The organism is Mucilaginibacter sp. A5337, from assembly GCF_059690695.1.
Genome location: NZ_JCAWEC010000002.1, coordinates 415,530 through 428,528, shown reverse-complemented (window position 1 = coordinate 428,528; position 12,999 = coordinate 415,530). Strand labels below are relative to the sequence as shown.

General features: G+C 44.2%; 6 protein-coding genes. All 6 read right to left on the bottom strand.

Annotated features, from left to right (window positions below; all coding sequences use genetic code 11):
* Window positions 1-101: 101 nt before the first annotated feature.
* A complete protein-coding gene (locus AC59JO_RS06685) occupies window positions 102-2,378 on the bottom strand; it encodes a GH92 family glycosyl hydrolase (protein WP_497304267.1) in 2,277 nt (758 codons plus the stop codon).
* A gap of 142 nt (window positions 2,379-2,520) precedes the next feature.
* Window positions 2,521-3,711: a DUF5005 domain-containing protein gene (locus tag AC59JO_RS06680; protein ID WP_497304265.1), complete on the bottom strand. Its 1,191-nt coding sequence runs from the start codon at window positions 3,709-3,711 to the stop codon at window positions 2,521-2,523.
* An 8-nt stretch (window positions 3,712-3,719) separates the two neighbouring features.
* A complete protein-coding gene (locus AC59JO_RS06675; RefSeq protein WP_497304263.1) occupies window positions 3,720-4,895 on the bottom strand; it encodes a prolipoprotein diacylglyceryl transferase in 1,176 nt (391 codons plus the stop codon).
* An 85-nt stretch (window positions 4,896-4,980) separates the two neighbouring features.
* Window positions 4,981-8,073 (bottom strand): SusC/RagA family TonB-linked outer membrane protein, encoded by a 3,093-nt coding sequence (locus tag AC59JO_RS06670; RefSeq protein ID WP_497304261.1) that lies wholly within the window; start codon window positions 8,071-8,073, stop codon window positions 4,981-4,983.
* Between the two features lie 40 nt (window positions 8,074-8,113).
* Window positions 8,114-9,820 carry a RagB/SusD family nutrient uptake outer membrane protein gene (locus AC59JO_RS06665; RefSeq protein ID WP_497304259.1) on the bottom strand — a complete coding sequence of 569 codons (1,707 nt, stop codon included), beginning with the start codon at window positions 9,818-9,820 and terminating at the stop codon, window positions 8,114-8,116.
* 27 nt (window positions 9,821-9,847) lie between these two features.
* Window positions 9,848-12,946 (bottom strand): SusC/RagA family TonB-linked outer membrane protein, encoded by a 3,099-nt coding sequence (locus tag AC59JO_RS06660; protein WP_497304257.1) that lies wholly within the window; start codon window positions 12,944-12,946, stop codon window positions 9,848-9,850.
* Window positions 12,947-12,999: the final 53 nt, after the last annotated feature.

The following is a 12,999-nucleotide window of genomic DNA, read 5'->3' as shown; positions in this document are numbered from 1 at the left end:
GCGAGGAACGAAGCAATCCCAAACTATACAGAGCGGCTCTGCAAATCGGGGATTGCTTCGTTCCTCGCAATGACGATTTTCATTATTCTTCTTATTTCTTTTTACTGAGATTTCGAAAGCGAAAACGGCCTGTCTTCAGGCGCTATCCCGCGGTTTGTAGCCGGCTTATCCCCCATTTCAAAGTGCAATACTCCTCCGTTCATGATATCTGCCTGGGTAATCCAGTTTTGGGTATATGGTTTGCCATTAAGTGTAGCCGATTGAATATACACATTCTCCTTGCTGTTATTATTAGCCTCAATCACGAACTTTTTGCCATTTTCCAAAGCAATAGTCATCTTTTTAAACAGCGGACTACCAATCACATATTGATCGGTGCCGGGGCAAACGCTGTAAAAGCCGGCTGCACTCAATACAAACCATGACGACATCTGACCTTCGTCCTCATCGCCGGGATAGCCGTTTTCGCCCGCGTTGTACATTTTATCCATCACGTTGCGCAGATGTTGCTGGGCTTTCCATGGCTGGCCAGCATAGTTGTACATGTAAAGCAAATGGTGAATAGGCTCGTTGCCTTGGGCGTATTGCCCCATTTTAAATTCGGCCATTTCCGTCATTTCGTGAATTACCTGTCCGTACCCTCCTACTTTGATGGTTCCCGGCTCGGTAAAAACGGAATCTATCTTGGCGGTAAAATTCTTCTCCCCGCCCATCAGGTTGATGAGCCCTTGCGTATCATGAAAAACCGACCATGTCCAGTGCCAGGCATTGCCTTCGGTATAAGGGCCGCCCCAATCCATCGGGTCAAAAGGCTCAATCCAGTTACCCTGTGCATCTTTCGAGCGCATAAAACGCGTTTTTGTGTCGAACAGATTTTTGTAGTTGTACATCTGCCTTTCAAAAACATCCTCATAAAATTTATTGCCGGTAAGCTTAGCTAATTGGTAGCCACAAAAATCGTCGTAAGCAAACTCCAGTGTCCAGGCGGTTGAACCAAGGGTTTGCGGTGTAAACGGCACATAACCATTGGTATAATATTCTTTCCAACCCGGGCGCCCGTTAGCACTACCCCATGGACCTTTGTTCGTTGCTTCGTGATAATAGGCTTCCAGGGCTTTTTTAGGATCGAAGGTGCGGATGCCTTTTACCCATGCGTCTGCCAGCAAGGATATAGAATGGTTCCCCAACATGCCACCGGTTTCAGCCGGGAATGACCACGCGGGAAGCCAGTCACACTGCTGTTGAGCATCAAGCAGCGCCTGTACCAACTGCCCCTCCATTTTAGGATGCAGCACTGTATTCAAAGGAAACTGAGCCCGGAAGGTATCCCAAAAACCATTATCGGTATACATATAACCGTCATGAATTTTACCATCATAAGGGCTGTAATAGTATGGCTTACCATCTTTACCATATTCAAAAAACTGGTGCGAAAACAGGTTAGCATGGTACATACAGGAATAAAATGTAGCCTTTTGATCTTCAGTACCGCCATCAACGGCCATACGGCCAAGCAACTGGTTCCATACCTTGTCTGCTGCTTTATGGGTATCGTCAAATGATTTAAACTTACCCAGTTCGGTATTTAGCGTAAGTTCAGCTTGTTCGGGACTGATATAGGACGAGGCTACTTTAGCCTGCACGGTTTCGCCATCTTTAAATTGGATATAAGCCCCAACACCCTCTCCCTCTACAGTTTGATTTTTTGCGGCAAGGGTATTCTTTTTATTTTCCCAGGTACCGTAATCGGCAAAAGGTTTATCAAAAACTATAACAAAGTAATTCCTGAAATCTTTTGGTGCCCAGCGGCAATTGTTCACATAACCGGTTATTTTACGTTCGGCGGGGATGATCTTCACTTCGCTCATTTTGGTGTAACCATCCAACACAAGGTATGAGGCTTTACCCTTCGGGAACGAAAACCGCAAATGTGCTCCCCTTTCGGTGGGCGACATTTCAGTGATGATATTGTTATCAAGCTTTACCTTGTAGTAACTGGGCTGAGCAATCTCGTTATCGTGACTAAATGATGCCGCTCTTTCATCTTCATTGACAACCAATTTACCGGCGACCGGCATCAGCGAAAACACCGCATAATCATTAACCCATGAGCTACATTGGTGGGATTGCTGAAAACCGCGGATGGTATGCTCAAAATACTGATACTTCCAGCCATCGCCATTTTTACCTGTCTGCGCAGTCCAGGTATTCATGCCGAAAGGTAATGAGGTAGCCGGGTAGGTATTACCGTACGAAAACTCATACTTAGTATTGGTACCCTGCCGGGTGTTCACATACTTTACAAGATTAGTTTCCTGGGCAAACAGGTTTCCGGCATAAATAAGCGCAACAGCGCAAATAAGCGAACGTATTTTCATTGGTTTATAATGGTATCGGTGGCCGATTTGTAGAATAATTAGCCTCTGAACAAAATTAACAATTAAATCGATTTAGCAAAATAACATTTTAAATAAGATTACGGCAGAAAGAATCTCCCTGAAAGTTCATTTAAAATATTGGCTATTCAAACTTTACCCTGATAAACCTTGGCCGGTACAGGTTGGGATATTTCTTCAGGTCGTTTAAAAAGTCAACGGAGTTTATGTTGTAACTGATCAGCAATTCACCGGGCTTTGATAAACTTGGATGTGCCTTGGCATTATAAACTACAAACGTTTTGGCGGTTAAATCCGGTTTGCAATCCCACAATTTAATGATCGGTCCGAATGGACCAACTGGACTTGCTCCTATCCGCATGCCTACAGATGTAGTCATCCCCCCTACCTGGAATATCAAGGCATAACGGCCATCGGGCAACGGGCTGAAGCTTAACTCATTTGATACACTGCTGGTTACATTAGCAACCTGTTCCATATCGCTTACCCAGGCTTTTCCGTCGTAGAAAGTCCACTTACTATAATTTTCAAAATCTTTGGGTAAAACACGGGCAACCATTAAGTGCTTGGCCATTCCTCTCACTCCATAAACATAAATGTAGCCATCGGGCTTGGGCGCGCCGGCCTCTTTAGTATTTACATAGATTCCTGCACCAAACGAACCACTTTCTCCCTTTTTGTCCATCAGGTAAAACGGCGTATCCATTTGCTTGAGGTCTTTGTAAGGCGGTTTGCTGTTTGCCGGAATCTTGATCAACGTATTACCAACCTCTCTGAAACCGAATGCTTCATTGCTTACATTATGAACCCGGTACCCAAAAATGTAGATATTGTTATTCAGCGCCTGGTCAACAAAGCCATCGCCAAGCCAATAGTAATCTGTAAGTCCGGTGTTAGGTGTATGCGGGATAAAAACCGACTCGGGTTCGCCTTTGGCATTCTTATCCCAATAAAATTTCATCTGCTTATCCAGAGGCTCGTTGCCTTTTAATTCGGCTACCGCATTATGGATCATTACAGCTCTGGGCGCTGTAGTATTGTCACGTACAGCGCCAATCATGCTGTCACTAAAAATAAAAAGCACTTTCTCATTGGCTTTTGCGTGGCCGGTCTCCCTGCCATTTAAGGGGATAGTATAAATACCGTCGCCGCCAAACCAGCCCGAATCACGTTTTAACAAAGCCGACCATTCAGGCGCGGCCTCAACTTTAAATTTAATATTGGTTATATCAACTGTATCAGCCTTCTGAGCAAAGGTTTTGTTTGTTAAGGTCAGGCTCAAAAAAGCTAAACAAGCAAGGATATTTTTTTTCATTTCGATATTTATAATACAGGTAAATGTTTGTGCTGATGGGTTCTGTGTTTAATAATCAGGGTAGCAAAACCTGTTAATCCCCCCAATAGCATTAAAAAGCCAATTAAGCCCGCCTGTGTAAACGGCAAGCCTAAAAAATGATACACCGGATTTATGCGGATCTGCTCTACCAAAAAGCGTTCGGTACCATTAAGCACAAGGTACAGGAAAAACATAAAGCCTGGTGTAATTATACGTTTACGAAAAGCCCACATGAGCAAGAACATCCCAATACACAATGTAGCCTCATAAAACGGTGTAGGATAAACAGGATTAGCCAGTTGATTGCAATAATTACCGATACACCCAGGTATCGGCATACCGGAATTTATAGCATTATGCGGATAGCTAAACGACCACATCCAATCGGGTAACCAATTCAACATACTGGGTTTTAAGTGCATATTAACCTTCCCCCAATCGCCATCACCGGAAAGCTGGCAACCAATACGGCCGATACAGTAAGCCAGCATCATGCCAGGCGAACCAATATCTGCAAGATGCACCAGTTTCATACGATGCCGGTAACCGATGTACAGATAAGTCAGCGCACCAAATATCAACCCGCCATAATAAGCAAACCCGTTGGCAGAAAATATAGCACCCAGCGGGTCATATCGCAACCTGCCAAAATGCTCCACAATGTCAAACAACTTAGCCCCAATAAAGCCGAAAAAGCCAACGCTAAAAACAATCAATCCCATTAATTGATAAGGATGTACCATGTACTCTGTTGTTTGCGGTTTGGGCAGCGCGAATTTCTTCCGGTCGTTATATATCCATAAAGCAAACGCTCCGCCGATAAGGATTCCGGCGGTTAAATTTCCCTGCAGCGAAAGAATATAAGCTCTTGGATTGGCTGCAAATGTCTGGTAGTTAAAAACAGCCCCGAAAAGCTTAAAACCAAATAAAAAGCCCGGCAAAAAATTAATGATCATTTCAGCAGCCGAAGCAGGCTTTCCAACAATCACCTTACGCTTAAACGCGTTGATTTTCCCAATGGCTTCATAGCGTTTAAATTCAGAAGTAAAAACCATGTAGGCAAATAAAAAGGCAAGCGCTATAAAAAAACCAAGCGTTTGGATAGGGAACCCGATCCGGATATGGAAGAGGTAAAATATCAAATCGCCGATGGTTGGAAACATATCCTAAATTAAAGTTTATCTGCCAAAACAAAAAGAGAACCGGCACCCGGGGCACCGGCCTCTCTTGTGGTTTATGTATTGGTTATTAAAAGCCTGCCTGGATACCCAGGTTAATTACACGCTGGTTAATGTACGCGTCGCCTGCTGTATTGGTGGCAATCTCCGGGTCCTGCTGGTATTTTTTATAGTTGTCAAACGTAAGCAAATTGTACGCGCTCATATAGATACGGGCATTATTGATCTTGAAAGGCAACAGTTTAGTTGGTAGCTGGTAGCCGATATCAACCGTTTTTAAACGAACGTAATGCGCGTTCAGCAACCAGTAATCAGAGAAATAGGCGGTCGGGCTGTTTACCGAAGTTGGATTGGTAGTTAACCTCGGAAAAGCCGCGTTAACCGGGTTTTCGGGCGTCCAGCGTTCCTGGTGTATCGGCTGAAACTGGCTTTGGAATGGTTCGATACCTGTACCAATAACCGCGAAACTGTAGTTGAATGATCCCTGCAAAAGCACGCTCACACTAAAACCTTTGTAAACTGCCTGTAATGACAGGCCAAGTATAGTGTTTGGCAGGTTGGGATTACCGATTGGTCTTTTATCAAATACGTTGATGACACCATCGCCATTTAAATCCTGGTATTTCAAATCGCCCGGCTGCAACGGGATCCCGTTATCAGGTACGGGAACCGATTTGCTTCCGGAATTGATCGCGGCAATATCAGCAGCGGTATAATATCCCATGAAATGATAACCATATTGCTGACCGATAGAATGGCCTGTTTGTGCCAGCCATGGATAAGCTGGTGTAGCCTCATCTTCAAACAAGATCTTGTTTTTGGCATAAGAAAACACGAAACCCACGTTGTATTGTACTTTGCCAAGGGTACTGTGGTAGCTGATCTGCCCGTCGAAGCCCTGGTTACGGGTTTTACCAATATTTACTGCCGGTAAGCCAACACCTAATATCTCAGGCACACTACCCGGGGTGATCAGCTGATTGTAACGGATATCATGGAAGTAATCGGCAGTGATGGAGATCTTATCGTTAAATAAGTTGGCATCCAAACCAATGTCAATTTTTTTGGCGCGCTCCCAAACAACCGTCGGGTTACCCAATGAACCTTCGTATATGGTAGTGTAGTTTTGGGCAGTTTCTCCAAAATTGTAGCCACCGCCCTGGTTATATACCTGGTTGTATACATAACGGTTACCCGGCGCTGCATCCGAACCAACCAAACCGTAACTTCCTCTCAGTTTCAGGAGACTGAAAACCGGCATAGCTTTTTCAAAAAACGACTCTTTTGCAATATTGTAACCAAAGCTCACAGCCGGGAAAATACCAAAGCGGTGATTGGCGGCAAAGCGGTCGGTACCGTTATAGGCTACGTTAAAATCAAACAGAAACTTCTGCTTAAAATCATAGCCAACCTTGCCCGATACGCCGCGGAATTTCTGCGGAACACCCACCTGCGCACCATCAAGCAGCGGATAGGTAAAATAGGTTTGCGATGTTTGATTGAACAATAACAATCCCGAAAAATGGTGCGAACCACGGAATGTCCTGTCGTAATTAGCGTAAAGCTGAAGGTTATAATTATTAGTGCTGATATCGGTGCTTCCCGTTAGTGCATAAGTTTGATAAACATATGTAGCGCCCGGCCTTAATGCGTATTGGTTAGTTGCAGGGTCGTAATGATAAGCCGGGATCCCGCCGTTAAAAATTTGTTTGGTAAACTGCTCTATGCTGGAATATGCTACCCTACCTGTTACCGAAAGCCCATTGGCCAAATCATCCAATCGTTGAGTAGCGCCAAAAAGCACGTTAAAATCCGTACGGCGTGAGTGCTGATAACCACCTGTAGCCAGCCTTGCATTTAGCGTTGGCAGGTGATCGGGGTTAAATGATGAATAAGCGTATGAATAGCTTCCGTTTGGATTAAGATACGGCGCGGTAAAAGGCGTTTCCTTAGTAAAATTGTATACTTCACTAACAGCGTTCTCATTGTAGGGCTGGTTCAAATCGGAGAAACGGGTGGTGATATCCAAGCGTAAGTCAAGCGTTTTGTTGGCTTTCAAATCGAGGTTTGAGCGAAAATTGTAACGCTTAAAATAGTAATTGGTATTCACCAAACTTTGCGGGTCGGCAAAGTCACGCACTAAACCATTTTGATTTAAGGCACCTCCGGAGATAAAATATTTCACCCCTGTTGTACCACCTGAGATATCAAGGTTTGCATTGGTTTGATAGGTGTACTTTTTGAAGATTTTATTATACCAATCCACATTGGGGTGCCCGTATGGGTCCGATCCGTTTTTAAACAGGTCGAGGTCCTGCTGGGTAAAGCTAAGCGGAATGCCGTCATTGTGCTGCGCCTCGTTAATTAGTACTGCTGTATTATATGAATCTAAAAACTGCGGCGTTTTAGTTGGCTGCTGTATACCGCTTTCAACACGGAGGTTTACTTTAGGTGTACCGGCCTTGCCACGGCGTGTGGTAACCACCAATACACCGTTGGCTCCCTTAATACCGTAAATTGCAGTAGTGGAGGCATCTTTTAGGATAGAAATACTTTCTATCTCATTTACGTTGATTTGTTGTAGCTGGTCATAGCTATATTCGATATCATCCACAATAATAAGCGGCTGGTTGCCTGAAGGGTTCAATGAACTTACACCACGGATATAAAAATCAGATGCATCCTTACCCGGCTGACCGGAAGCCTGTTGTGAAAAGAAACCAGGAAGCTTACCTGTCAACGCGTTTTGCACGTTGGCTGTTGGCACTGTACGAATTTCACTGGCGGAAATAGAACTTACGGCACCTGTATTAGTGATACGTTTTCTTGTTCCGTAAGCCACAACCGCAACCTCGTCCAAACCATTGGTATTGGTTTGCAGGATGATATCCATCCGGCCGGCTTCTGATACCCGGAGTTCTCTTGGAATATAACCGATAAAACGGACTATAATAGTGTTCGATTTTCCTTTAAGTACAAACCTGAATTTACCGCTCTGATCTGTAATGGCGCCGTTATTGGCAACGCTTTTTTCAATAACCGATACCCCCGGCAATACCCCGGTAATATCGCGCACAGTACCTGTTATGGTTCGGCTTTGCGCAAATGACACTGCCGGGAGCAGGATCATTAATATCTGGAAGAAAAGTATTATTTTTCTCATAAAGCTTAATTTTTTTGATTTAACTGACTCGGTTTTGAGATTACCATCCTGGATTTTGTTTCATATTCGGGTTTTTCAAAACCTCATCATAAGGTATCGGGTACAGGTACATCTTGGGCGATTCAAATTTGGTAGTGAGGGCCGTTACCACATTGTAAGTAAGACTTGAACCTATCTTCACAATGCTCATCCCCTTTTGGGCCTGGTTCATCACCGTACCGGCAATTTTCCAGCGGCGGATATCAAAATAGCGGTTCTCTTCAAAAGCCATTTCCACACGGCGCTCATTTTGAATAATGGTGCGCATCTCGTCTTTAGTCATGCCGGCTTTAAGTCCATAATTACCGGTACCCGCATCAATCCCGCCACGTTTCCTGATGCTGATCACCGCGTTATACACATCGGCAGTAGCCCCGGCCGATTCGTTAAGTGCTTCGGCGTAACCTAAAATCACATCGGCATAACGGAGTATCTGCCAGTCGATCACGTGGGCTGCGTAGGCATTGGTATTTTCGAAGTTGCCCATGAACTTGCGCATATAGTAACCGGTTTTGGTTTGCTGTAACGAGCCGTTAGGTTTGCTGATGCCACCTTCAAACAATTGCAGATAGGAGTTAAGCCATCTTGTACCGTTGTAAAGCACAGTGTATGTTAAGCGGGGATCACGGTTTATGTAAGGGTTGTCCGGGTTATAACCTGATGCGGGATCGGTAATTGCCAAACCGTTTTGCATCGGGAAGGCATCAACCAATTGCTGGGTTGGACTGGTTTGTCCCTTACCTACCGCCCCTGTAAAGCCTATCGGTCCGTTGGTGGTTTCTATCGATGATGAATTATCAGTTTGGCGAATAAAGATATTTTCCGAACTATTCTGGGTCAGGAATACATCTTTGAAACTGGGTAGTAACGAATAAACATTCAGATCCATTACTGCTTTTTCAGCAGCGGCGGCCTGCGCCCATCTATCGGCACTGAAATCGGTATAACCAGTCAGCGGATTTGAAACATCAATATTTTGCCCGTTAAACAAAGGGCTTGCCGCGTACAGTAGCACCTTTGCTTTTAAAGCCATAGCCGCGCCTTTGGTTGGGCGGTGATAGTCGGCATTAGGGTTGCTCAGCGGGGCGGTCATCAGTGTGTCTTTGATAGCATCGCATTCGCTTACAATGTATTTGATACAATCGTCAAATGAATTTCGGGGCAGGGATACGTCATCGGTTATGGTAAATACTTTATTGCCCAATAATGGTACGCCGCCATAGCGTTTAACCAGCTCAAAGTAATACAGCGCCCTTAAAAAACGGGCTTCGCCTTTCCATACATATTTCATGGAGTAACCATTGTATTTAGCCATTACCGGCACTACATCTATGTTATTTACAAACTCGTTTGCCTTGCGAATACCGGCGTAATAATATGCCCACAGATTTTCGTCAGTAGGAACAGTATAAGAGTTGTAAGCCGCCGTTGACAGTACGGTAACCTCGTTTGACGCGCCTGCAGCCGATGATATGGCATCGTCACTCGCAGCATCAAGGTAATCACCTCCAATCCTGCTATGGCCATTTTGTAATGATGCGTAAATCCCGTACAGGAACATCTGAGCATTAGTTCCCAGCGAGTCCTTTTTATCAAATACGTAGTTAATGGTCACCTTATCAACCGGGAATTGCTCGTATTTTTTACAGCCTGCCATTACAGAAATGATGCCCGCGGCCGCTAAAATTATTTTGTTGAAATTCTTCATGATCGTCATATTTTATGATGGCCAAAATCAAAGCTTAATGTTAACACCGGCATTTATCACCCTTTGAATCGGGTAAGCAGTGCCATATACTTCCGGATCGAAATCTTTATAGCCATAAAGCGTATACAGGTTTTCGCCGTTTACAAATACCCTCAAGCCAGAGAGCCTGAGTTTGTGCGCCCATTCATAAGGCAGGTTATAGCCGATCTCGGCATTTTTAAGCCTCACATAATTGCCTTTTCGTAAATACAGTGTTGAATTGGCAGTGTTATTGGCATTACCAAGTGATAACCTCGGCGCGGTAGCAGTTGCGGCGGTTTCAGGAGTCCAGCGACCTAAAATGGTTTCGTATCCCTGGCCACTGTAAGTAAGCCCCAGGAAGCCCACCCCGGCAAAACCGTTCACCTGCGAATTATTGAACATCAGCTCGCGGTTGGCCACGCCTTGTAACAGGAAACTCAGACTAAAGCCTTTGTAGTTAAAGCCACTCGATAATCCATAATAAACCAACGGACGGTTACCGCCAATGGCCGAAACATCAAACTGGTTAATGATATGATCGCCGTTAAGGTCTTTATATTTTACGTCACCCGCCTGTGCCCTGTAGCCTGTAGTTGTTGCGCTGGTTGCTGCATCCTGTGCATCTTTGAAATAACCAATAGCAGTGTAGCCGTAAATAGCTGTAGTTGAACGACCAGTATGCCTCATCCAGGGATAAGGATATGGTTCCTCATCGCTAAAAATAATTTTTGACGATTGGATAGAAGCGTTACCTGAGATAAAATAATTAAAGTTTTGAATATGATTTTGATAGGTTAAAGTAAGTTCAGCGCCTTTATAAAGATTAATACCTAAATTTTCGTAAGGATATGAAGTACCTAACAATGCAATACTATTCCCTCTAACCTGTAGCAGATCGTAATACCTGTCCCTGTAAACATCAGCGGTAATATTGAAATGATCATTAAACAGTGAAATATCTGTACCTACATCCAGTTTGCGGGCTTTTTCCCAACGGATGTAAGGGTTGGCCAGCGTATTTTCATAAAATCCTTGTACCGGGCTTTTTGAGGTACCGGTACTATACGAATAGCCGTTTGTAGCACCGTAGGTTTGTAAAAAGTTATAATAGCCGAAATTATCTACATTGTTATTACCTGTTTTACCATAGGTTGCGCGCCATTTCCATGAGTTAATCCAGTTGAAATTATCCTTGATAAAACCTTCTTTCCCCATTTGCCAGCCGATACCACCTGCATAAAACAAGCCGTACTGGTTACCGGGAGGATAACGGTTATAACCACTGCTGTTGGCGGCAGCCTCAATAAAGTACTTACCGTCATAGTTATAACCGGCTTTTAGAGCGCGGTTCGTTGTTACCTGCGAAAGGTCATAGTTTAACACCACCGAGCGCACATCATATAAAGCCATACCTGTAAAATTGCTTTTACCGAAAGTCCTGTCGTAATTAACCGATGCCTGGGCAAATGAATAGCGGGCGCTCGATACGGTACTATATGAATTGCTTTGCGCAACCGATGATCCTACCGCCGAATAAGAGCTATCCGCATTAAACGAGTAAGCATTGTTCTGCAACGAGCGGTTTAAGAAGCTTTGCGATGAAAAAGCAAGATTCCCCTTTGCTTTGGCAGATAAACCCGGAGTAATACTATTCAGGTCATAATTGAGGTCGAGGTTGGCAAGTACGTCATTACTGTTGGTACGCTGATAGCCTGAAAACTCGGTTTGTGAAAGTAAGTTATTGGTATAAGTAGTTGTACCGCCAAATGATTTGTTTGGGTTGTATAATGGATAAGCATTATTTGGCAGGCTATAAAGCGTGTTCAATATGTTTCCATACCCTGCTCCCGGCTGTGTGCTTTGCTGAACGCGGCCAAACAATTGCAGATCAACCGTAAACTTTTTTGTTACGTTAACCGCCAGATCGGAGTTGATAATATACCTGTTAAGATCGTTATTGGTGTTGTAAGGCACAGACGGATCCTGGCGGAACATCCCTGCCTGATCGAGATAATTTAATGAAACACTATAACGCGCTACTTGTGTACCACCATTTACATTAAGCTTGTAACTGGTCATGGGCGAGTTATCGCGCAATATTGTTTTGAACCAGTTGATATCCGGATGCCTTACAAGATCGGTATGGTTGCGGTAAGCATTAAAATCAGCAGCACTATAAAGAGCAGGCTTACCATCGTTCTGCAAAGCTTCGTTATATAAATAAGCATATTGATAAGCGGGCAGCGGGTTGGGTAAACCCAAAGGCTGCTGAATACCGGTTTGTGCCGTGAACGAAATATGAGGCGTACCGGCTTGTCCGCGTTTGGTGGTGATCAGCAATGTTCCGCGCGAGCTATTGATACCCAGCATAATATTTGAAAGCGCATCTTTTAAAACTGAAACGGACTCAATACTTTCAGGATCAAGCGAAGCTATCTCACGTTGAACACCATCAATAATGGTTACCGGCGCCTGTCCTCTTAAAAACAGCCCAAACTCGCTATTATCATTAGCCGAATAGTTATTGTGCTGCACTACCGCGCCAATAAAATCGTTTACGGTCTGTACACCTGTTTGGGGAGCAGCGAAACCGTTATATTGTTGGGTATATAAACCTGGCAATTGTCCGGGTAAGGCGTAAGTATATAAAGTAGAAGGTGTTGTAGTTAGCTGATTGGTATAAATAGTTGATATGGCACCTACACTTTTTGCTGTGCTAACGGTATCATAAAGTACATTGATGGTTTTGGGCTTCTGTATATAAGTATCTAAAAGCCTTACCCTGATACCTGTAGTGTTTTTCACAGCAACCTGGCGGGCGTTATAATTTGCGGCGGTAAATACCAACATATCGCCTTTGGTAGCATTAATAGCGAAAGCGCCGTCTTTACCTGTAGTTTGGGTACTATTATTTCCTTTATTGGTTACCCTAACACCCTGCAGCGGGTTGCCGTACTCGTCAAGTACGATACCGCTTGCCTGACCGGGTTGTGCAGGCACCATGGCGGTAGTATCCTGCTGCGCAACTGCATAACCGGCCGTGGCCAGCATCAGTAACAACAGTGTAATACCTGTTAAGCATCTCTTTATGTAGCAATAAGCCATATTTTTCAGGTTTAAAATTGTTGGCAATAGGTTTAAATATCGTTTTAGCAAAT

Excerpts from the sequence above, each read along its gene's own strand:
- AC59JO_RS06685 (WP_497304267.1), bottom strand. The coding sequence starts at position 2,378 with ATGAAAATACGTTCGCTTATTTGCGCTGTTGCGCTTATTTATGCCGGA.
- AC59JO_RS06680 (WP_497304265.1), bottom strand. The coding sequence starts at position 3,711 with ATGAAAAAAAATATCCTTGCTTGTTTAGCTTTTTTGAGCCTGACCTTA.
- AC59JO_RS06675 (WP_497304263.1), bottom strand. The coding sequence starts at position 4,895 with ATGTTTCCAACCATCGGCGATTTGATATTTTACCTCTTCCATATCCGG.
- AC59JO_RS06670 (WP_497304261.1), bottom strand. The coding sequence starts at position 8,073 with ATGAGAAAAATAATACTTTTCTTCCAGATATTAATGATCCTGCTCCCG.
- AC59JO_RS06665 (WP_497304259.1), bottom strand. The coding sequence starts at position 9,820 with ATGAAGAATTTCAACAAAATAATTTTAGCGGCCGCGGGCATCATTTCT.
- AC59JO_RS06660 (WP_497304257.1), bottom strand. The coding sequence starts at position 12,946 with ATGGCTTATTGCTACATAAAGAGATGCTTAACAGGTATTACACTGTTG.